This is a genomic window from Rahnella sp. Larv3_ips, from assembly GCF_003697865.1.
Lineage (GTDB): Bacteria > Pseudomonadota > Gammaproteobacteria > Enterobacterales > Enterobacteriaceae > Rahnella > Rahnella rivi.
The window spans coordinates 579,613-601,415 of record NZ_MJIB01000004.1 but is presented as its reverse complement, the minus strand read 5'-3'; the positions used below and the strand labels follow the sequence as shown (position 1 = coordinate 601,415).

The 21,803-nt window shown below is 56.4% G+C and carries 15 protein-coding genes; 2 read left to right on the top strand and 13 right to left on the bottom strand.

All coding sequences use genetic code 11. The annotated features are described in order from the left end of the window. Window positions 1-226 precede the first annotated feature (226 nt). Window positions 227-4,201, top strand: a complete 3,975-nt coding sequence (gene putA / locus ED901_RS05220; protein WP_122095179.1) for a trifunctional transcriptional regulator/proline dehydrogenase/L-glutamate gamma-semialdehyde dehydrogenase — start codon at window positions 227-229, stop codon at window positions 4,199-4,201. 350 nt (window positions 4,202-4,551) lie between these two features. Beyond that, on the top strand, window positions 4,552-5,976 hold the full coding sequence (gene phoA / locus ED901_RS05215; protein WP_122095177.1) for an alkaline phosphatase: 1,425 nt from the start codon (window positions 4,552-4,554) through the stop codon (window positions 5,974-5,976). Between the two features lie 645 nt (window positions 5,977-6,621). Here phoA and ED901_RS05210 read toward each other — a convergent pair. The 13 genes from ED901_RS05210 to ED901_RS05150 all read right to left on the bottom strand — a co-directional run bounded on the left by ED901_RS05210 (window position 6,622) and on the right by ED901_RS05150 (window position 21,720). After that, window positions 6,622-7,518: a LysR family transcriptional regulator gene (locus ED901_RS05210; RefSeq protein WP_056770220.1), complete on the bottom strand. Its 897-nt coding sequence runs from the start codon at window positions 7,516-7,518 to the stop codon at window positions 6,622-6,624. Between the two features lie 7 nt (window positions 7,519-7,525). Further along, on the bottom strand, window positions 7,526-8,347 hold the full coding sequence (locus tag ED901_RS05205; protein WP_056770217.1) for a M55 family metallopeptidase: 822 nt from the start codon (window positions 8,345-8,347) through the stop codon (window positions 7,526-7,528). Beyond that, on the bottom strand, window positions 8,347-9,486 hold the full coding sequence (locus ED901_RS05200) for a P1 family peptidase (RefSeq protein ID WP_122095175.1): 1,140 nt from the start codon (window positions 9,484-9,486) through the stop codon (window positions 8,347-8,349). Before ED901_RS05200 ends, ED901_RS05205 begins: the two co-directional genes overlap by 1 nt. Before the next feature lie 34 nt (window positions 9,487-9,520). Beyond that, window positions 9,521-10,432: an ABC transporter permease subunit gene (locus ED901_RS05195; RefSeq protein WP_122095173.1), complete on the bottom strand. Its 912-nt coding sequence runs from the start codon at window positions 10,430-10,432 to the stop codon at window positions 9,521-9,523. Between the two features lie 9 nt (window positions 10,433-10,441). Then, window positions 10,442-11,362, bottom strand: a complete 921-nt coding sequence (locus ED901_RS05190; RefSeq protein ID WP_056770212.1) for an ABC transporter permease subunit — start codon at window positions 11,360-11,362, stop codon at window positions 10,442-10,444. A 76-nt stretch (window positions 11,363-11,438) separates the two neighbouring features. Beyond that, a complete protein-coding gene (locus tag ED901_RS05185; protein ID WP_122095171.1) occupies window positions 11,439-13,001 on the bottom strand; it encodes a glutathione ABC transporter substrate-binding protein in 1,563 nt (520 codons plus the stop codon). Between the two features lie 40 nt (window positions 13,002-13,041). Beyond that, window positions 13,042-14,928 carry an ABC transporter ATP-binding protein gene (locus tag ED901_RS05180; RefSeq protein ID WP_056770205.1) on the bottom strand — a complete coding sequence of 629 codons (1,887 nt, stop codon included), beginning with the start codon at window positions 14,926-14,928 and terminating at the stop codon, window positions 13,042-13,044. Between the two features lie 30 nt (window positions 14,929-14,958). Then, complete coding sequence (gene dgcA / locus ED901_RS05175) at window positions 14,959-15,924, bottom strand: N-acetyl-D-Glu racemase DgcA (protein ID WP_122095169.1); 966 nt, start codon at window positions 15,922-15,924, stop codon at window positions 14,959-14,961. Beyond that, window positions 15,924-16,934, bottom strand: coding sequence for an N-acetyltransferase DgcN (gene dgcN / locus ED901_RS05170; protein WP_056770200.1), 1,011 nt, complete (start codon window positions 16,932-16,934; stop codon window positions 15,924-15,926). The genes dgcA and dgcN overlap by 1 nt, the downstream gene beginning before the upstream one ends. Window positions 16,935-17,218: 284 nt before the next feature. After that, on the bottom strand, window positions 17,219-18,286 hold the full coding sequence (locus ED901_RS05165; protein ID WP_122095167.1) for a porin: 1,068 nt from the start codon (window positions 18,284-18,286) through the stop codon (window positions 17,219-17,221). Window positions 18,287-19,058: 772 nt separating this feature from the next. Next, window positions 19,059-20,771 carry an ABC transporter ATP-binding protein gene (locus tag ED901_RS05160; protein ID WP_122095165.1) on the bottom strand — a complete coding sequence of 571 codons (1,713 nt, stop codon included), beginning with the start codon at window positions 20,769-20,771 and terminating at the stop codon, window positions 19,059-19,061. Window positions 20,772-20,875: 104 nt separating this feature from the next. Further along, on the bottom strand, window positions 20,876-21,181 hold the full coding sequence (locus tag ED901_RS05155; protein WP_122095163.1) for a hypothetical protein: 306 nt from the start codon (window positions 21,179-21,181) through the stop codon (window positions 20,876-20,878). A 14-nt stretch (window positions 21,182-21,195) separates the two neighbouring features. After that, the gene (locus ED901_RS05150) at window positions 21,196-21,720 is read right to left on the bottom strand and encodes a hypothetical protein (RefSeq protein ID WP_122095161.1); all 525 of its coding nucleotides are present in this window, start codon (window positions 21,718-21,720) and stop codon (window positions 21,196-21,198) included. Window positions 21,721-21,803 lie beyond the last annotated feature (83 nt).

Genomic DNA, 21,803 nt, shown 5'->3' with positions numbered 1-21,803 from the left:
TGCACGTTACAGACGCAAAGGTTGCACCCTCCACAGCAGCACGAAGGAACCCGCACAGCGGCCTCTGAGAGGTCAGCACGGTTGTTAAAATGTTAAAAATGCCAGCCAAATCACATCAGGCAGACTTCCTGTGTGAATGAGGTTGCACAAGGTTGCAACATAGAAGATATTGCATGCCATAAACATAATGAAATCACCTGAACCTCTTTATATGGAGCATTGGCGCATGGGTATGACGACGATGGGCGTGAAGCTGGACGAAGGCACGCGCGACAGGCTTAAAGTGGCCGCACAGCAAATTGACCGCACGCCGCACTGGCTGATCAAACAGGCGATCTTTTCCTATCTTGAACGGGTGGAAAATGGCGACGCGCTGCCGGAAATCCCTTCGCTGAACGGCGCTGCGGCTGAAAACGCCGAGGATACCCCGCCGCTGACGGTTCAGGAATCGCATCAGCCCTTCCTCGATTTTGCCGAGCAGATCCAGCCGCAGTCCGTCAGCCGTTCCGCTATCACCGCCGCCTATCGCCGCCCTGAGCCGGAAGCCGTTTCCATGCTGCTCGAACAGGCGCGTTTACCTGCGCCGCTTCATGACGCGGCGCAGAAACTGGCTGCCGACATCGCCACCAAACTGCGTAACCAGAAGAGCGCCAATGGCCGTGCCGGTATGGTGCAAAGCCTGTTGCAGGAGTTCTCCCTTTCCTCGCAGGAAGGCGTGGCGCTGATGTGTCTGGCGGAAGCCCTGCTGCGCATTCCCGATAAACCGACGCGCGATGCGCTGATCCGCGACAAAATCAGCAACGGTAACTGGCACTCTCACCTGGGCCGCAGCCCGTCGCTGTTCGTCAACGCCGCCACCTGGGGTCTGCTGTTCACCGGCAAACTGGTGGCCACGCACAACGAAGCCAGCCTGTCTAAATCTCTCAGCCGCATTATCGGTAAAGGCGGCGAGCCGCTGATCCGCAAAGGCGTGGACATGGCCATGCGCCTGATGGGCGAACAGTTCGTGACCGGCGAAACCATTGCCGAAGCGCTGGCCAATGCCCGCAAGCACGAAGACAAAGGTTTCCGTTATTCCTACGACATGCTGGGTGAAGCCGCGCTGACAGAAAAAGACGCACAGGCCTATTTGCACTCTTACCAGCAGGCGATCCACGCGATCGGTAAAGCCTCCAATGGCCGTGGCATTTATGAAGGCCCCGGTATTTCCATCAAACTTTCCGCCCTGCACCCGCGCTACAGCCGTGCGCAGTACGAACGCGTCATGGAAGAACTTTACCCCCGCCTGCTGTCGCTGACCTTGCTGGCCCGCAGCTATGACATCGGCATTAACGTCGATGCCGAAGAGGCCGATCGTCTGGAGATCTCCCTCGATCTGCTGGAAAAACTCTGCTTTGAGCCTGAACTGGCGGGCTGGAACGGCATCGGCTTTGTGATCCAGGCTTATCAGAAACGCTGTCCGATGGTGATCGACTACCTGACCAGCCTGGCGCAGCGCAGCCGTCGCCGCCTGATGATCCGTCTGGTAAAAGGCGCGTACTGGGACAGTGAAATCAAGCGCGCCCAAATGGACGGGCTGGACGATTATCCGGTCTACACCCGCAAAGTTTACACCGACGTCTCTTATCTGGCCTGTGCCCGTAAACTGCTGGCCGTGCCGAACCTGATTTATCCGCAGTTCGCCACCCACAATGCCCACACCGTCGCAGCCATTTATCAGCTGGCCGGTAACAACTATTATCCCGGTCAGTACGAATTCCAGTGCCTGCACGGCATGGGCGAACCGCTGTACGAGCAGGTTGTCGGTAAAATTGCCGAAGGAAAACTCAACCGCCCTTGCCGCATCTATGCCCCGGTCGGCACCCACGAAACGCTGCTCGCCTATCTGGTTCGCCGCCTGCTGGAAAACGGCGCCAACACCTCGTTTGTCAACCGCATCGCCGATGCCACGCTGCCAATCGACGAACTGATCGCCGATCCGGTTCTGGCCGTTGAAGCGCTGGCCGCCACGGAAGGACAGGTCGGATTGCCGCACCCGCGCATCGCCCTGCCACGCAATTTGTACGGCGATAAACGCGTCAACTCTGCCGGGCTGGATATGTCCAGCGAGCACCGTCTGGCCTCGCTGTCCAGCGCCCTGCTGCAAAGCGCCAGCCATGCGGTCACCGCACAGCCGATGATCGATGCGCCCACTGACGACGGCGAATTTTTGCCGGTCATCAACCCGTCTGAATATACCGACATCGTCGGGCACGTACGTGAAGCCACAGAAGCGGAAATCAGCCGTGCGCTGGACGCTTCCGCCACGGCTGGCGCCATCTGGTTTGCGACGCCTCCCGAAGAGCGCGCCGCAATCCTGCAACGCGGTGCAGAATTGATGGAAGCGCAGTTGCAAAGTCTGCTTGGCGTGCTGGTGCGCGAGGCTGGAAAAACCTTTAATAACGCCATCGCCGAAGTGCGCGAAGCAGTGGATTTCCTGCACTACTATGCCGGTCAGATCCGCGAAGATTTCACCAACGACACGCACCGTCCGCTCGGCCCGGTGGTGTGTATCAGCCCGTGGAACTTCCCGCTGGCGATTTTCACCGGTCAGATCGCGGCCGCACTGGCCGCAGGCAACAGCGTGCTGGCAAAACCGGCGGAGCAAACGCCTCTGATTGCGGCGCTTGCCGTTGGTATTCTGCACGAAGCCGGGGTTCCGGCCGGGGTACTGCAACTGCTGCCGGGCAAAGGCGAAACCGTCGGTGCGCAGCTGGTCAATGACGAACGCGTTCGCGGCGTACTGTTCACCGGCTCCACCGACGTGGCGGGTATTTTGCAACGCAACATTGCAGGAAGACTCGATCCGCAGGGGCGTCCGACGCCGCTTATCGCCGAAACCGGCGGCCTGAATGCGATGATTGTCGATTCCTCCGCCCTGACCGAGCAGGTAGTAATGGACGTGGTGGCCTCCGCCTTCGACAGCGCCGGTCAGCGTTGTTCTGCTCTGCGCGTGCTCTGCATTCAGGATGACGTGGCCGATCACACCCTGCAGATGCTGCGCGGTGCCATGGCCGAATGCCGCATGGGCAATCCGGAACGCCTGTCTACCGATATCGGGCCGGTGATTGATGCCGATGCCAAAGCCGGTATTGAAAAACATATCGATGCCATGCGCGCCAAAGGCCGCACGGTGTATCAGGCCACGCAGGAATTCGCCGCTGATCAGCAGGAATGGAACCGTGGCACCTTTGTAAAACCGACGCTTATCGAGCTGGAAAGCTTTGATGAGATGAAGAAAGAGATCTTCGGCCCGGTACTGCACGTGGTGCGTTATGCCCGTCAGGATCTGGATAAGCTGATCGGTCAGATTAATGCCGCCGGTTACGGCCTGACGCTGGGCATTCACACCCGCATCGACGAAACCATCCACCGTGTGACCCAGCAGGCGCACGTCGGCAACATGTACGTGAACCGCAACATGGTTGGCGCCGTGGTTGGTGTACAACCGTTTGGCGGCGAAGGCTTGTCCGGCACCGGCCCGAAAGCGGGCGGCCCGCTCTATCTTTATCGCCTGCTCAGCAGCCGTCCGCCATTTGCCGTGCAGCAAACCTTGCTGCGTCAGGATCGCGATCTGCCGCTGGACACGTCCGTGCGCGAAGCGCTGCTTGCACCGCACCGCGCGTTGCAACAGTGGGCAACCCGCAGCCAGCAACCGGCCGCCTTTATCGACGTCTGCACGCGCTTCGCCGAAAGCAGCCAGGGCGGCACATTGCGCACCCTGCCGGGGCCAACGGGCGAACGCAACACCTACGCCCTGTTACCCCGCGAACGTGTTCTGGCACTGGCCGATAATCAGGCCGACGCCCTGCTCCAGCTTGCCGCCATCACCGCGACCGGTTGCCGGATCCTGTGGCCGGAAGCGCCGTTACAGCGCGAACTGTTCAGCCAGTTACCCGGGGCGGTACAGGAACGCGTGGACTTCGCACAAGACTGGCAAAACGATGCGCCGGCCTTCGATGCGGTCATCTACCACGGCGACGCCGATCAGCTGCGGGAACTGTGTCAGATTATCGCCAACCGCCCTGGCGCCATTGTGTCAGTGCAGGGCTTTGCGCGCGGCGATGACAATGTGTTGCTGGAGCGCCTGCTTCACGAGCGCTCATTGAGTGTGAACACCGCCGCGGCGGGAGGAAATGCGAGTCTGATGACCATCGGGTGAGGGTTGATATCAGTGGCCGCCGCAATGGCGGCCTTTAACCCTGACCGAAACAGTGTCGGTTTCTCAATTACAGTGTTCGCTTAACGCGTTGTGCCAACACGGCCAGAGAGGAAGGAAAGTGCCTCCCTCTTTGATCTCTTACGTTTTTTTCAAACATGCGCTATCGCGGACACCACGTACGTGTTCTGTGATTTCCGCATGTGACGCAATCCCCGAAAGGTAGCCCGCCAGCCACAACATCTGTCTCCTCTGTCATAAATCCGTCATCCCTCTGACTTACCCTGCCAGTAACAAAATAAATCAAACTGTGTATTTGTATTTCTTTCGCTTTATAAAAAGGAGTTTTGACAATGCAACAACCTGTATCTCTGCTCGCCCGCGCCATCGCTGCCGCCCTGCTGCTTTCCGCTTCTGCCGGGTCTTTCGCTGATGAAAACAGCGTACTGACCGACCGTGCGGCAAAAGGCGTCCTGACCGAACAAGGTGGCGCACGCCGTCTCAGCGGTGATCAGACGGCCGCGCTGAAAGCCTCGCTTTCTGACAAAACGGTCAAAAACGTTATTTTGCTGATAGGCGACGGCATGGGTGATTCTGAAATCACCTCGGCGCGAAATTACGCGGAAGGCGCAGGCGGTTATTTCAAAGGCATCGACGCCCTGCCGCTGACCGGCCAGTACACCCATTATTCTCTCGATAAGAAAACGCAAAAACCTGACTACGTCACCGACTCTGCCGCTTCAGCCACCGCCTGGTCCACCGGCGTGAAAAGCTATAACGGCGCGATTGGCGTGGATGTAAACGGTAAAGATCACCAGACAATCCTTGAAATTGCGAAAGCCGCCGGAAAAGCCACCGGCAACGTGTCAACCGCCGAATTACAGGACGCCACCCCGGCCGCGCAAATCGCCCACGTCACCTCCCGTAAATGTTACGGTCCGCAAGAAACCACTGAGAAATGCGCCACTAACGCGCTGGAAAACGGCGGCCGTGGCTCCATCACCGAACAGTTATTGCAGACGCGCGCCGATGTGACGCTGGGTGGCGGCAGAAAATCCTTCAGCCAGCTGGCTAAAGCCGGTGATTTCCAGGGTAAATCCTTGAAAGATCAGGCGCTGGCGCAAGGATATGTGTGGGTGGAAAACGCCGGTGAGCTCAGCGCGGTAACGCAAGCCGACCAGAAAAAACCGGTTCTCGGCCTGTTCTCCGAAGGCAACATGCCGGTACGCTGGCAGGGTCCGAAAGCCTCGCATCACGGCAACATTGATAAACCCGCCGTCACCTGCGAAGCCAACCCGCAGCGAACGGCGGATATCCCCACGCTTGCCGCCATGACTGAAAAAGCCATCGATCTGCTGAAAACCAATGAAAAGGGTTTCTTCCTGCAGGTTGAAGGCGCATCGATTGATAAACAGGATCACGCCGCGAACCCGTGCGGACAGTTTGGTGAAACCGTTGATTTAGACGAAGCCGTGCAAAAAGCGCTGGAGTTCGCCCGTCAGGACGGCAACACGCTGGTTATCGTCACCGCCGACCACGCCCATTCCAGCCAGATCATCGAAACCGACGCCAAAGCGCCGGGTCTGACACAAACGCTGACCACGAAAGATGGCGCACCGATGACCATCAGTTACGGCAACTCAGAAGACGATTCCCAGGGCCACACCGGCACGCAACTGCGCGTTGCCGCGTTCGGTCCACACGCAGGGAATGTGGTGGGCCTGACCGATCAGACTGATCTTTTCTTCACCATGAAGGGAGCAATGGGGATTCAATGAGGGTAGAACGGTAACGTTCGTCGCATAAACGGGCGTTAGGTCAAGACCGTGGGTTGCCACCCACACCGGCCTTAAGGGGGGCTTATCGCCGCCCCCCTTAAGAATCCCAGGCTCTTTTCACTGCGCGCTGCCGCTCGCTGGCTATATTCCAGCGGCTCCGGCTATTGCCGCAAACTCCGCCGCTACGCGGTCCTCTCATTTCAGGTTCGAACCCGCTCGGAAAAACACCCTCGCGGTTTCTCACCGTTCATTCGACGTCGTTTTGAGCGCGGCCAGAGGCTATGTAAAACGAAGGTTTTTATTCTCCTCCTGCGAAGTGGGAAGAGAAAAGCAAAACCAAACACATCGTTCGACTTTAAAAATGCCAGTGGCCGCGCTCAAAAATCACGCCGGAGGGAGCGGTGGAAAACCGCGCGTCTGTTTGCGCGGGTTGTAACCCGAGCGGAGGGCACCGCGAAGCGGCGGGATTTTGCGGCAATAGGAGGAGTGTCTGAAACATAGCCTGCCTGCGAGAGCGCAGTTAAAGAGCCCGGGGGGTCTTGGGGGGCGGCGGCGATATGCCGCCCCCCAAGTCGGTGTGGGCCGACGCCCACGACCTTGAACTTGACCTTAAGGCCAGTGTGGGTAGCTCCCCACAGTATCAACCTACGACAACACCCCGCTATTCCCCAACTCCCATAATTTCCTGCGAATCAGCTGTTTGAGCTTCAGCGCGGCCTGGGATACCGGCTGGTCGCGGCGGTTGAGCAGGATCACTTCAAACGGCAGCGGTTCGAGCACTTCGCAGATCTTCAGCTGATCGACATATCGCCGGGCGGTAAAAGTATCGACCACGCCGACGCCGCCACCGGCCAGCACCATGTCGGCGATCACTGAGTAGGTTTTTATGTGCAGCGAAGATTGCGGGGTCAGGCCGTTTTCGCGCAGGACGCGGTTGAGCACCAGCCCGAGCGGATCCTGCTGTTGCAGCATCAGTAATTCATTTTCACACAGCCACGCCAGCGAAACGGGGCCTTCGACCGGGGAATCCTTCGGTAAAAGCGCCACCATGTTGGCCTGATAAATCGACTCAGAAACCAGCTCCTGTGTCGCGGGTTCGCCGAAGGCCAGCGCGAAATCCATTTTGTATTGCAGCAAATCCTGGCTCAGCGTATTGAAATGCCCGGTCACCAGTTCGACACTGCCGCCCGGTGTCTGGCGGCGAAAATCCACCAGCACCGGCGCCATCACGCTGTGGCCCAGCGCGTGCGCCGAGCCGATACGCACGTGCTGGCCTTCACCCTGCCGCAGTTGTTCCGCCAGTGCGCCGATGGCCTGAATATGGCTGAACAACGCCTCCACTTCCGGCATCAGCCTGCGGCCTTCCGGTGTCACAATCAGCCCCTGCGGTGTGCGGTCGAACAGCGTGAAACCCAGTTGCTGTTCGGCATGATTGAGCACCCGGCTGACGTTGGGCTGCGAAACGTTGAGCAGACGCGCCGCGCCGCTGACGCTGCCCGCCTGTAAAACCGCCTGAAACACTTCAATGTGGCGTAAGCGCATTACGGCCCTATTTCTGCGTGGTCGCTAAGTACGAGAAGGCACTTAACAGGCTGATAATGTTGGCAACCGTCGGGCTGTGATAACCGACGGTCACCGCATCAAGACGCTCAACGCCGGGGATCAGGCAGAATAAATCCGCCAGTACCGGTCGGGCCGTCATCAGCTCAAGATGATACGGCGCGCTGAAACGCCCGGCGGTGAGGGGCGCGGGTTTGCTGACGGCAATCGTCGCCTGTTTGCGGATTTTTGCGCAGGCGATGGACGGGCTGTCTGATTCGGCAGCGTTCGCCGAAATCGCACGTTTCACGCAGACGTACTGCGATTCCGGGTAATGGTTGCGGATCCAGGTATCGAGATGGTCATCGCCGGTCACCAGCCACAGCGGGACGCCCAGTTCAGCCCCGGCGGCGGCGTATAAATCACTTTCGCCCACCACATTGCCGTTAAGTTTGACGCGGTAAAAAGCGCGGCCATTGATGGTGTGCGCCAGTACACCGTTTTCGCCCGCAGCGGTGTGAAAACCGACAAACATCAGACCATCGTATTGCTGCTGTTGCAGCCCTTCGACCATCGACAGGCCGCGCGGTTTGCCCTGCACCAGACGGGCGCGCGGGTCGATTTTATCGGCGCGCAGGTTTTGCATCATCGCGTGGCTGTCAGCGACCGTCACTTCCATCGCGCCACCGGCAAAGGCACCGTCAATGGCGGCGTTGACTTCCCCTTCCATCAGCGCACGGGCGGCGTCGTAATCCGCATTGCCGGGGCTGCATTGTTCAGGGCGCATCACGCCCGCGATCCCTTCAATATCTGCAGAGATAAATACTTTCATCATTCGTTCCCTATTTGGTTGGGTGACCAGACTCCCCCGGCGTTCTCCTCGTGAGAGGGGAAGGCGCCAGGCGAGTTCGCCAGATTATCTAATACGTCACTTAACCCCAGCCGGTAATGTCCGTCGAATCCGCAGACCGTTTCTGCACTCAGTAAGGCATCCATGATCGCGTGCTCGGTGGCGTCCGCCGCCATCGCCAGCAGCGGTTCCAGCGCACCGTCGGATAACGTGACACCGTCACGCTGAGTTGAAAAAGCCAGCGCGATATCCCCCGAGCCGTGCCCCCAGTAACTGCCAAGGCGCCCTAACCCGGCACCGGCGCGTTTGGCGATGCGCGAGAGCTGGCGGCTGTCGAGATAACGGTCGCAGGCCATGATGATGATCACCGAACCGGCGTCAACCTGCGGAGCAAGTTGCGGTAAAACCTGCGCGATCGCCTCGCCCGCCCGTACACCGTCGAGCGTCAGTTCTGAAAGTTTGCCAAAATTCGCCAGCACCAGAACGCCCAGCGTGGCATTCAGTTCTTCACACCAGCGGGAAGCGGTGCCAACCCCACCTTTCAGGCCGAAACAGCTCATGCCGCGCCCGGCACCGACGCTGCCACGGGTGAAAGACGTTGCTGCGCTGTCGATGGCTGTTAACGCGTCATCTTCACACACCGCCATGGCCTGAATGTCGTTAAGGTAGAAGTCATTGCACTCGAGGATCACCGGATTGATGGTCGCATCCGGGCGGCCAATCTGTGGAAATTGCTGGCAGCTGCGGGCGATCATCGCGTTGAATATCGCACCGGTGGCGAAAGTGTTACTGAGCAGGATCGGGGTTTGCAGTTCGCCCAGTTCAATCAGCTGAATCAGCCCCATCGGTTTGGCAAATCCGTTGAGCACCGCCACGCCACAGGGCAGCGGGTGCTGATAAAGCGTGTCCCCCGGCGGCACAATCGCGGTGACGCCGGTCTGCACGTTTCCCGCCGCCAGCGTGCTGTGACCGACGGTCACGCCGTCAACGTCAGTGATCGCGTTGGTGGCGCCGCATGCATATCGCGGGCGAAAAATCTGGCGCGTGGTGCGCCAGCGGTGCAGCAACGCGGCCAGCGCCTGTTGCGTGAATTCATCATGTTCAGGGGCTTGCGGATGCATCACTCTTCCAATTCAGCGGGTTAAGTCAGTTTTACTATTTCTTTAGTTTAGGATCCAGCGTATCGCGCAGCGCGTCGCCGAGCAGATTAAATGCCAGGACTGTGAGAAATATCGCAAGCCCGGGGAAAACGCTGACGTTCCATTTTCCCGCCATCATCATATTGCGGCTCATTGCCAGAATATTGCCCCATTCAGGGACGTCCGGTTCCGGGCCAAGCCCGATAAAGCTCAGGCTGGCCGCCGTCAGAATACTGGTTCCGATGCGCATGGTGAAATAGACAATCACATTCGACAGCGTGCCCGGCAGAATGTGGCGCAAAATGACCACTCTGTCCGGCGCGCCGACACAGCGAACCGCTTCGACGTAAGCACTTTGTTTGATCGATAATGTGGCGGCGCGCACGATGCGGGCAAATACCGGCACGCTGAACACCGCGACTGCAATAATCACGTTATTCAGACCGGGGCCAAGGATCGCCACCACCGCAATCGCCAGCAACATGCCCGGAAAGGCGAACAGTACGTCCGAGCCGCGCATGATCAGCATATCGAGCCATTTGCCATAATAGCCCGCCAGCAACCCCAGCAATACCCCGGCGATCATGCCAAGCGTGACCGAGAAAATACCGACGTAAAGTGAGATCCGCGCCCCAAAAATGATGCGGCTGAGCACATCGCGGCCCAGATCATCGGTGCCGAACCAGTGTTCCGCCGTCGGCCCGACGCCGAGCGCCATCCAGTCCGGCGTCATCGGGTCATAAGGCGCCAGCCACGGCGCGAACACGGCCACCAACACCAGCAGCAGAATAAATCCGCCGGAAACCAGCGCCATCGGGTGGCGTAAAAACGTGTGAAAAAAGTCGTACCACGGTGAACGGATATCGTCGTTATGCGCGATAACCGCAGCCGGTGTGGTTTCTTCCAGCACAGAGACGGGGTCGGTCATGTGCAGCTCCTAACGCAGACGGATAGCGGGGTTGACCACGGCATACAGCAGGTCAACCAGCAGATTTATCAGAATAAATTCAAACACGAACAGCATCACCAGCGCCTGAATCACCGGCTGATCCTGCGTTTTGATGGATTCGATCAGCAGCCAGCCTAATCCCGGCCAGCTGAACACGCTTTCGACAATGATCGAGCCGCCGAGCAAAAAACCGAACTGCAAACCGAGCATGGTGATGATCGGGATCAGCGCGTTGCGCATGATGTGTTTCCAGGTCACCAGCCGCGCACGCAGGCCTTTTGCCCTGGCGGTGCGCACATAATCTTCCTGCGCCACGTCGAGAAACGCCGAACGGGTAAAGCGCGCCATCACCGCCGCCACCGAAGAACCGAGGGTGATCGCCGGTAATATGATGTCAGTCGGCTGGTTAAATCCGCTGACCGCGAAGAGCCCGAACGGCATGGCGACGAACTGGATAAGCAGCAACCCGAGCCAGAACGGCGGCATGGAAATCCCGCCGACGGCCATACTCATCAGCGTCCAGTCCTGCCATTTTCCGCGCTTGAGTGCGGACACCACGCCAATCACCAGCCCCAGCACGACAGACCATGCGAAGCCCGCCAGCGCCAGCAGCAGCGTTGGCATAAACCCACTTTGAATCACGTTTAACACCGGCTGGCGCGTGCGGTAAGTTGTGCCCAGATCGCCGTGCACCATGCCATCGAGCCAGTGCCAGTACTGCGCGGGCAAAGGATCGTTGAGGCCAAGCAGTTGTCGCGCTGACTCAACCGCCTCGATCGGCGCATCCTGTCCGGCGTAAATACGCGCAGGGTCACCCGGAAGCAGCTTGATAAAGCCAAACACCAGTAACGACACCACCAGTAAAACGGGGATCATTTCCAGTATCCGGCGGATAAAATAGGTCAGCATAAATACGTTTCCCTGAATCTGAATGGGAGAAGTGCTTACTCCTCCCCTTTGCAGGGGAGAGAGTTAATTAAAAAAATTACTTAAACTGTGCCTGATTAAAGATCAGCGAACCGTCAGCAAGCATGTAGACGCCGGTCAGATCTTTGCTCTTTCCGACCAGATTGTCCGGCACGCCAAGGAAGGCCACCGGGGCATCAGCCCACAGCAATTTCTGCGCATCCGCGTAAGCGGCCTGACGTTTGGCGATGTCGGCGGTTTGCAGGCCGGCGGTGATCGCCGCATCCACCTGCTTGTTGCTGTAATAAGAGACGTTATACGCCGACGGGATCCAGGATTCGGTGGCAAACAGCGGGCGCAGCGCCCAGTCTGCATCACCGGTCGACGCCGACCAGGCGCCGTAATACATTTCCACTTTGGCATCCGCCGGTTTCGGGGTGCTCCACAGACGCTGGTTGAGTGAACCGGAATCCATCGGCACCAGTTTCACCCGCACGCCAATCAGCGACAGCTGCTGTTTCAGGAACTGCGCGCTGCGGATACGGTCGGTTTTGTTCGAGCTCCACATTTCCACATCGAAGCCCTTCTCATAACCGGCCTCTTTCATCAGCGCTTTGGCTTTGGCGATGTTGTAGCTGTAATCCGGCGTGTTTTGCTTCTGGTAGAACTGAACGTTTTTCGGCAACGGCGACGTTGAAGGCGACCCCATTCCGGCGAACCCGACTTTCAGCCACAGGTTACGGTCAACGGCATAGTTGATCGCCTGACGGACACGCACGTCGGAGAACTCTTTTTTCTGCGTATTAAACGCGATGTAATACAGATAGATGCCCGGATTTTGCGAAATATCCAGCTTAGGATCGCTCTTCACGGTGTCCACCAGATCGGACGGCAGCGGATAAACGGCCTCCACACCGCCGGATTTCAGTTTCGCCACCTGCGTGGAATCTTCCGGCGTCGGGTAGAGCGTCACGGAATCGACTTTCGGCCAGCCCTTCTGCCAGTAGTTGTCATATTTCACCAGCTTGACGTCTTTGCCCTGCTGCCATTCCACAAACTTAAACGGACCGGTGCCGACCGGATGCACACTCAGATCCTGCTCGTTCGGATACTGTTTCAGCGACGCCGGGCTGTGCATCACCGCCGACGGATGCGCCAGGGTGTTGATCATCGCGCCAAAGGGTTTATTCAGGGTGATCCTGACCTGATAAGGCGTCACCACGTCGACGGATTTGATCATGCTGAACAGCGAGTTACGTTTCAGATGATTGGCCGGATCCGCCAGGCGGTCGAGGTTGATTTTCACCGCCTCCGCGTTGAACGGCGTACCGTCCTGGAAGGTCACGTCGTGACGCAGGTTGATCGTAAACTCGGTGGCATCGCTGTTGCTGGTGTAATCCGTCGCCAGCACCGGCACGACGGCCATTTTGCTGTCGAACTGGAATAAGCGTTCAAAAATACCGCTCTGAATGGAATAGCTCAGCGTATCCGTGGTGTCGTGCGGATCAAAACCGGTCACGTCGGCATACATGGAAATGCGCAGGTCTTTCGCCTCAGCCGTAGCGCCGAAACACAGCACCAGACCGGCAGCCATCAGCGTTTTACGGAAAACCCGGGTGTTACCAAGAAATGTCGAATGCATGTACTTCTCCTGTGTGTTGCAAAAAAGAAAAGAAAGATCGTTATGCCTGCGGTTCCGCTACCCAGTGATGCGGGGAAACCTGGCTGTACCTGAGTTTTTCTATCTGTACCCCGGCAGGATGCACCGGCGATTTCACTTCCACGTCGTCAAACTGACGCAACGCACGCTGCGTCGGATCCGCCACCGGCACGGAACTGAGCAGGCGTCGGGTGTATGCATGTTGAGGATTGCTAAACACTGAATCCCGTGGCCCAATCTCAACAATCTGGCCGCTGTACATCACCGCCACACGGTTGGCGATACGTTCCACCACCGCCATATCGTGCGAAATAAACAGCCAGGCCACGCCGGTATCGCGCTGCAGATCCATCATCAGATTGACCACCTGCGCCTGAATCGACACATCCAGCGCGGACACCGCTTCATCCGCGATGATCACCTGCGGTTGCAGCGCCATCGCGCGGGCGATAGCAATACGCTGACGCTGCCCTCCGGAGAATTCGTGGGGGTAACGCCGGGCAAATGCCGGATCCAGCCCGACGCTTTTCAGCAACTGGTTTACCGTCGGGGTGGCTTCCGCCAGCGATTTTTTCAGGCCGTGCAGCAACAAGGGTTCGGCAATGGAAAATCCGACGGTCAGACGCGGGTTGAGCGAGGCGTAGGGATCCTGAAACACCATCTGAATCTGACGGCGCACCGCCTGAAACGGCGTGTCGCGCATCAGGGTGATTTCTTTGCCCTGAAGATGAATGCTTTCGGATTCGCTGCCGACCAGCCGCAAAATTGCGCGTCCGGTGGTGGATTTACCGCAACCGCTCTCACCCACCAGCGCCAGCGTTTCCCCCGGCCAGATGGAGAAATCGATCTGTTCAACGGCGTGAACTTCTTTGGTAATGCGCGAGAGCACGCCGGAGCGGATCGGGTAGCAGACACGCAGTCCGCGCACGTCGAGGAGAGGCGGTGCATCGTAATTGGCGGTCTTCTGGTCGTCATCAGCCAGTAAAGTGTGAGGCTCATCACCTGCAACCGATTGCTTTTCTGCCGCATTTTTAGCCGTCATGACGGCACCTGCCTGCGTACTCAGCAACGGGAAACGGCGCGGCCATTTCAGCCCCTGCATATCGCCCAGTTTTGGCACGGCGGCAAGCAATGCGCGGGTATAAGGATGCTGCGCGTTGGCGAAAATCTCGGTCACGCTGCCCTGCTCCACCACCTTGCCCTGATACATCACCACCACGCGATCGGCGATTTCCGCCACCACGCCCATATCGTGCGTAATGAACAGAACCGACATATCCGTGCCCTGTTGCAGATCACGCAGAATTTGCAAAATGCGCGCCTGCACGGTGACGTCGAGCGCGGTAGTGGGTTCATCCGCAATCAGCAATGCCGGGTCGCAGGCCAGTGCCTGCGCAATCATCACCCGCTGGCGCATACCGCCGGAGAGTTCATGGGGATAACATTTGAGAATGCGTTCGACGTCCGGAATGCGTACCTGTTTCAGCAGTTCGCGGGCTTTGATCAGCGCATTGGCTTTGGTCGCCATGCCGTGATCGAGTAAGCCCTCTGTCAGCTGATCGCCGACGCGCAGCACCGGATTGAGCGAAGTCATCGGCTCCTGGAAGATCATCGACATTTCCTGACCGCGCAGTTTTCGGCGCGCTTCTGCAGACAATGCGGTCAGCGCATGGCGCGTGCCATTACGGCCAATAAAATCGATGCTGCCTGCGTCGATGTGCGCCGAATCAGGCAGTAATCCCATCACGCTCAGGGACGTGACGGATTTACCGGAGCCGCTTTCGCCGACCACCGCCACCACTTCACCTTTATTAATAGAGAAGGAAACGCCTTTCAGCGCCTGCGTTTTGCCTTGCCGGCCGGAAAACGTCACCGACAAATCGTTAATCTGCAAAATGGGCACTGTCATCAATAAACGCCTCCTTTATAAGTTGAACTGTTAAAGCCAGACTTCGCCGTTCTCATAGCGCAATGCCGGTTCGGCGTCCTGCGCCAGCCAGATCGGGCCATCGAGATCGACACGCTCAGCCTGCACCGCCACCGGCAGCGCGGCTTCCATCGCTAACGAGGAACCGAGCATACAACCGACCATGATGCGCAGGCCGAGGTGCCGCGCCTGCGCAGTCATCGCCAGCGCTTCCGTCAGGCCACCGCATTTGTCGAGCTTGATGTTGATCATCTCGTAACGATCTGCCAGCCCGGCAATATCTGCGCTGACATGGCAGCTCTCGTCGGCGCAGACAGGTACAGGATGCAAACAACGCACCAGATCCTGATCATTTCCGGCAGGCAACGGTTGTTCGATCATCGCAACGCCAAATTCATGCAGTGCCAGAAACAGGCTTTCGAGATCCAGACCCAGCCAGGATTCGTTGGCATCCACCACCAGCGTCGCCTGCGGTGCCGCCGCACGGATGGCCGCCACTTTTTCGACGATCTCGTCACGGTCGAGTTTGATTTTCAGCAATTTCGCACCACCGGCGACCGCCACGGCGGCTGCGGCTGCCATGTTTTCCCGCGTATCCAGACTCAGCGTTTCTGCGGTGATCACTGATACCGGTGCCGGCATATCCAGCAGTTGCCAGACGCTCTTGCCCTGTTTTGCCGCATCGAGACGCCACATTGCACAATCAAGGGCATTGCGCGCGGAACCGGCCGGTAACGCCTGTTGCAGTGCGTCGCGGCTCAGACCCTGCTCAACCTGCGGGCGGATAAAGGCAAGTTGTTCACCCACGCTGTCGGCTGATTCCTGATAATGCGCCGTCGGCGTGCATTCACCGGTGGCGCTGAATTCACCGTCGGTCAGCGTGACCCGCACCACGGTAACGGCGGTGCGGGTGCCGCGGGAAATCACAAAAGGTTTTGCCAGCGGTAACTCCACGGCACCAAAACTCATCTCAGTCATCAGCCGTTGTCCCTGATCCATTGCGCGATATTTTTGATGCCAAAACGCACCGGATCGGTGGCCGGTACGCCAAATTCTTCGCTGATGTCAGCCAGCGCCGCGATGGCTTCTTCTTCACTCACACCGGATGTATTCAGGGAGAAACCGGCGATCCTGACGTCCGGGCTGGTGAGGCGGGCTGCGGCGAGGTTGGTGTCGAGGCACTGACGCAACGTCGGCATAAACTGGTGCGGCAGATGGCGCATGTGCGGGCGGCCCAGTTCATGACACATCACTAATAAATGGGCCTGCGCGCCGTGGATCAGGCCCATGCTGACACCGGCAAAAGACGGGTGATACAGCGAGCCCTGACCTTCGATGATGTCCCAGTGATTGTCGTCGTTGGCGGGGGCTAACAGCTCCACCGCGCCGGAGATGAAATCGGCAATCACTGCATCAATCGCAATGCCTGCACCGGCCACCAGGATCCCGGTCTGGCCGGTGGCACGAAAATCAGCGTTCAGATCCAGCTCGCGCATGGCGGATTCCAGCGCCAGTGAGGTGTACATTTTGCCGACCGAGCAGTCTGTCCCCACGGTCAGAATGCGTTTACCACTGCGTGGGATGCCGGTGCCGGTGTCCAGCTCAGGGCGCATATGGCGCACGTCGAACAGCTCAACATGGTGTTCTGCCGCCAGTTCGACCAGTTCAGGAATATCATTGAGGCCCTGATGCAGACCGTTCGCGACGTTCATCCCGGCGCGGATCGCCGTTTTGATGGAGTCGATCCAGTGTTTAGGCAGTTTTCCGCCGGAGTTGGCCGTGCCCAGCACCATGGTTTTCGCGCCCTGCGCTTTCGCGGTGGCGATATCCATTTCCGGTAATCCGAGGGACACCGAGTCCGTCGCCAGACGAATTTGTCCGACGCAAGATTCAGGGCGCCAGACGTGAATGCCGCGCGCTGTTTTAGCGGCCAGCGGATCCATCACATCGCCGAGGAATAACAGGTACGGCATCGGTATTTGCTGCATGTCAGTTTCTCCGTTGAGATTTTTTAGAATGTGTTTTGGTGGTGCGTGCACAGACTATTCCATGCGCAGACACGGGTGACGAATACTTGTTTGGCGAGGGGGTATAACCTGAGGCTATAGGTTTATTTTATTGAATTTAAAGTGGTTATTAAAAGTGGCTTAGCCGGAGAGGCTGACAGACAAAACGGGGGATTGCAGGCATAAAAAAAGGCAGAGCCAATGAACTCTGCCTTTGCGATTACCTTTTTCAGACACAGAATGGGGTAATAATTTTGTTCACTAACTTAGAAGCGGTAAGTCAGTGCTACAGCAACGATGTCATCAGAGCTTACGCCCAGTTTGTTGTTGTCATCGATCTGGTTGATCATGTAGTCAACATAGGTGTACATGTTTTTGTTGAAGTAGTAGGTTGCGCCGATTTCGAAGTATTTAACCAGGTCAACATCGCCCACGTTTTCAACATCTTTCGCTTTGGACTGCACGTAACCGATTGACGGACGCAGACCATTTTCAAACTGGTACTGTGCAACTAACTCATAACCCTGAGTTTTGTTAGCGAAGCCGCCAGGGATAGACGCCAGGTTGCGGGTTTCGTTATACATTGCAGAGAGATAAATCTGGTTAGCATCGTATTTCAGAGCCGTTGCCCATGCAGAGGCTTTATCACCGCCACCGATGGCAGAGTTAGCTTGTGCATTGGTACGGTCAGAGGAAGAACCTGCGATAACCGCGCCGATACCAGAACCTGCGATATCTTCATAATCGATGGATGCGCCGTAACCGTCGCCGTTCGCTTTGTTGGACGCGCGGCCGTCGTTTTCGTTCTTAGCCTGGTACTGCAAGGCCAGGTTCAGACCGGTGACCAGACCGAAGAAGTCCTGGTTACGGTAAGTGGCGAGGCTGTTAGAGCGGCCAACCATGAAGTTATCGGAGTTAGCGGTATCACCACCAAACTCTGGCAGCATATCGGTGAAGCCCAGTGCGTCATATACCACACCGTAGTTACGGCCGTAGTCGATGGAACCGAAGTCTTTCACTTTCAGACCCGCAAAGCCCAGACGGGTTTTGTTGCCCAGGTCGCCCTGAGATTCAGCGTGGTTAGCCTGAATGTTATATTCCCACTGGCCATAACCGGTCAGTGTATCGTTAATTTGAGTCTCACCCTTGAAGCCCAGACGCGCATAAGTGTAATCGCCGTCAGAACTCTTATCGTCGGAGAAATAATGCTTGGCAGTCACGCGACCGTAGAGGTCCAGTTTATTACCGTCTTTATTATAAATCTCGGCTGCATTTGCGGTTGAACCCACTGCAATTAAAGAGACCGCTAAGGCCAGCACACTGCGCTTCATCATTATTTAAATTTCCTTGATTTTTTTATAAAGGATGTCTCATGCCCGCTTTCTTTTATATGACTGGAATATCAGGCTGTGAGTATTTGTACATGTTTTTAGATGCGTCTGTCTGTAAAACGACTTGAACCTTAACACTGCGCACAAAAAGTTAAAATGGAAAAGTTCGGCGATCTGAGTCTTTTTTACGTAAAGAGATGTAACATTATGTTTCTATCATAAGCCGCTAACCCACTGATTATATGCGGTTTTCGCATAACGTTTTGCACCACCACAGTGCACCGCATCAATTTGGTGCAAAAAGGGTCGGAGTTTGTAAAGTAGTTGCAAGCCAGATCACCATTCTCAAACGTTTTTTTCTGTTAACAATCATTAAGGAATTATCTGAAAAATCGTGCCTGTTGCCTTTTAATAGTGCATAGCAGGATAATTATTTTCATTGAAATTTCATTATCTAAAAAATAGAAAATGCAGCCATAAGAATTTTGTACTACTCAATTTTTTTGCCTTTAGGATTTTTAATAAAGGCGCTGATTAAATTAAAACCAAATTTAAGATAAATATAATTACGCGGGTGATTAAATTGAACGAACTCGCCTATTTCTAAATGACCGTCTGGGTTATTTTATATTCAAAACGGGCTTTTGTTTAAAATGGCGATAGGGGAACAGAGAAAGTTTGATGTAGGTGTGGGCGTTTTTCGGGGAGAATTTTTTGGTGAAGTGGCGGTGAATCCTCCACTTCAGCCCTCCCCGTGAGAGGAGGGCGTCAGGAATCAACGGAACTGTGCGGCGTGAAGCTGGGCGTAGCGCCCCTGAAGTGAGAGCAGAGATTCATGCGTGCCCTGCTCGACGATCCCTTCTTTATCTACCACCACAATACGGTCTGCATTCTGGATGGTCGCCAGACGGTGAGCGATAACCAGTGTGGTACGCCCCTGAGAGAGTTCAGCCAGTGATTGCTGGATGGCCTGTTCGGTGGCGGTATCCAGTGCTGACGTTGCTTCATCAAGGATCAGGATCGGCGGATTCTTCAGGAAAATGCGCGCAATCGACAGCCGCTGCTTCTGGCCGCCGGAGAGTTTGACGCCGCGCTCCCCGATCACCGTGTCCATTCCCAGCGGTAACGCCCCGATGACTTCATCTAAACGCGCCCGGCTGGCGGCCAGGCGGATCTCCTCTTCGCTGGCATCGAGCTTGCCGTACGCAATGTTCTCGCGGATTGTGCCGCCAAACAGGAAGACGTCCTGCTGCACAATGCCAATGTTATGGCGCAGCGAGGTTTGCGTCATGTCGCGGATATCGATGCCATCGATGGTGATGCTGCCGCTGTCCAGCTCATAAAAGCGGGGCAACAGCGAGCACAGCGTGGTTTTCCCCGCGCCGGACGGCCCGACAAACGCCAGCGTCTCACCGGCATTAATAGAAAGCGTGATGCCGTTGAGGATTTTTCCGGCGGGCGTGTAACCAAAGGTCACGTTGTCGTAATGAATGTCGCCACGCAGATGGCTGACGTTCCGCGCGCCGGGGCGATCGACGATATCCGGGGCGGTATCGATAAGTTGCGTAAAGCGTTTAAAACCGGCAATGCCTTTCGGATAGCTTTCCAGTACCGAACTGATTTTCGCCACCGGGCGGAAGAACACTTCCACCAGCAACAGGAAGCCGACAAATCCGCCATAGGTCAGCTGATCGTTAATCACATACCAGGTGCCGGCGATCATCACGATAATCTGTACCAGGCGGGTACTGAGATAACTCAGCGTCAGGCTGGCCGTCATGATTTTGTAGGCTTTCAGCTTGGTGATGCGGTAGTTGTTGTTATCCGACGCGAACAGCTTTTGTTCGTGCTCTTCATTAGCAAACGCTTTCACCACCCGGATGCCACCAATGCTTTCTTCTATACGTGCGTTGAAATTACCCACCATGCCGAACAGCCGCCGCCAGGTGTCTGTCATCTGCGCGCCGTAACGGCTGACCATCCAGGTCATGGCCGGAACAATAATGATGGTCATCAGCGCCAGCTGCACATGCACGGTCGCCATCAGAATGAACGCGCCAATAAAGGTCATCACCGCGATAAACACATCTTCCGGGCCGTGGTGGGCGATCTCCCCCACCTCTTCCAGATCTTTGGTGACGTGAGTGATGATGTGCCCGGTTTTGGTATTGTCGTAATAACGGAAAGAGAGTTTCTGTAAATGGCTGAACGCCTGACGACGCATGTCAGTTTCAATCCCGACGCCCAGCGCGTGACCCCAGTAGTTCACGATCGCCATCAGCAAGGTGTTGATCACATAAATCAGCAGCAAGCCGACGGTTGCACCGATGATCAGCACCCAGTCATGAGCAGGCAAAAGTTTGTCGATAAAGGTTTTGATCGCCATCGGGAAGCCCAGCTCCAGCAGCCCGGCCAGAATGGCGCATCCGAAATCGAGGAAGAACAGCTTTTTATAAGGAACGTAATAAGAGAAGAAACGGCGGAGCATCAGGCATCCTCATAGAATCGGCCCGCAGCGGGCAAGTCCGTCAGTCTAAATGAAAATAGTTATCGATAAAGATAATTTTAGACTTGCCCGCCTGAAGACCGTTTTCACAGAAGTTTGCGCACGCCGCTCAGAATCACGGTAAACGCCGCGTTAAGCGCCTGCCAGGCGATCTCCGTCGTGATCGCTTCATAGGTGGTCAGCACCGCCACAAAGGTGGATTTTTGAGTCGCCAGTAAAGACTCATATTCCCCCGAGCGGAAATCGCTTTTGCCCTTTTCAATCTCCCATGTCACCTGTAACAGGGCTTCAATCTGCGGAACGGCACTGTTTGCCACCGTATTCCAGTTTGCCCCCAGTGAAGCTTTTGCCGCCGCAATAGCACTGTCTTTTACATCAAAAATATCACTCATCTTTATCACCTTTATTATTTATTCGCTGTGCCTGTACCATTTTTTAATACCAGCTGATACGTCAGCATTGACTGTAAAATCACGTTGACCTGTTTACGCTGGATATTGATATATGCCGGAGAGTCTTGTTGCGAACAATGCTGCCTTTTATAACGGACCTGATAGAAGATATTTCGCAGCCCAAACATCTGCTGATCAATAGCAGGATTGTTATTTAAGGTTTTGGTGCGTGATTCAATCAGTGTTAAATCCGTTTCCGCGGAATTAAAAAACTGACTGTCAGGTTCTGAAGGGGCGGATATCAGCGAAAGTGCCTGCCCTGCCGCCACGGGCGCGGCCTGACAGGCCACCACCGGGGTAACAGGCGGTGGATTATCCGCCATTGCCTGCGCGGTCCAGGCAACAAACTGCCGGTCAGCCTTTAGCTGAAAATCGGTGATTTGATTATCTAACGTGGGATCGTATTGATGTGTGGAACACCCGGCCATTGTCATCACGATAATACACATCGCGACGCGGGCTTTAATGATTGAGTTCAAAATGCCTCTCCTGTGACTGATTCAGAGGGCGGACAGTATTCCATTGTCCGTGCCATCAAAAATTAGTCACAAGAGAGGAGCGA

What these genes read in the sequence shown, in the direction of transcription:
- putA (WP_122095179.1), top strand. Translation starts at nt 227, where the DNA reads ATGGGTATGACGACGATGGGCGTGAAGCTGGACGAAGGCACGCGCGAC.
- phoA (WP_122095177.1), top strand. Translation starts at nt 4,552, where the DNA reads ATGCAACAACCTGTATCTCTGCTCGCCCGCGCCATCGCTGCCGCCCTG.
- ED901_RS05210 (WP_056770220.1), bottom strand. Translation starts at nt 7,518, where the DNA reads ATGCGCTTACGCCACATTGAAGTGTTTCAGGCGGTTTTACAGGCGGGC.
- ED901_RS05205 (WP_056770217.1), bottom strand. Translation starts at nt 8,347, where the DNA reads ATGAAAGTATTTATCTCTGCAGATATTGAAGGGATCGCGGGCGTGATG.
- ED901_RS05200 (WP_122095175.1), bottom strand. Translation starts at nt 9,486, where the DNA reads ATGCATCCGCAAGCCCCTGAACATGATGAATTCACGCAACAGGCGCTG.
- ED901_RS05195 (WP_122095173.1), bottom strand. Translation starts at nt 10,432, where the DNA reads ATGACCGACCCCGTCTCTGTGCTGGAAGAAACCACACCGGCTGCGGTT.
- ED901_RS05190 (WP_056770212.1), bottom strand. Translation starts at nt 11,362, where the DNA reads ATGCTGACCTATTTTATCCGCCGGATACTGGAAATGATCCCCGTTTTA.
- ED901_RS05185 (WP_122095171.1), bottom strand. Translation starts at nt 13,001, where the DNA reads ATGCATTCGACATTTCTTGGTAACACCCGGGTTTTCCGTAAAACGCTG.
- ED901_RS05180 (WP_056770205.1), bottom strand. Translation starts at nt 14,928, where the DNA reads ATGACAGTGCCCATTTTGCAGATTAACGATTTGTCGGTGACGTTTTCC.
- dgcA (WP_122095169.1), bottom strand. Translation starts at nt 15,924, where the DNA reads ATGACTGAGATGAGTTTTGGTGCCGTGGAGTTACCGCTGGCAAAACCT.
- dgcN (WP_056770200.1), bottom strand. Translation starts at nt 16,934, where the DNA reads ATGCAGCAAATACCGATGCCGTACCTGTTATTCCTCGGCGATGTGATG.
- ED901_RS05165 (WP_122095167.1), bottom strand. Translation starts at nt 18,286, where the DNA reads ATGATGAAGCGCAGTGTGCTGGCCTTAGCGGTCTCTTTAATTGCAGTG.
- ED901_RS05160 (WP_122095165.1), bottom strand. Translation starts at nt 20,771, where the DNA reads ATGCTCCGCCGTTTCTTCTCTTATTACGTTCCTTATAAAAAGCTGTTC.
- ED901_RS05155 (WP_122095163.1), bottom strand. Translation starts at nt 21,181, where the DNA reads ATGAGTGATATTTTTGATGTAAAAGACAGTGCTATTGCGGCGGCAAAA.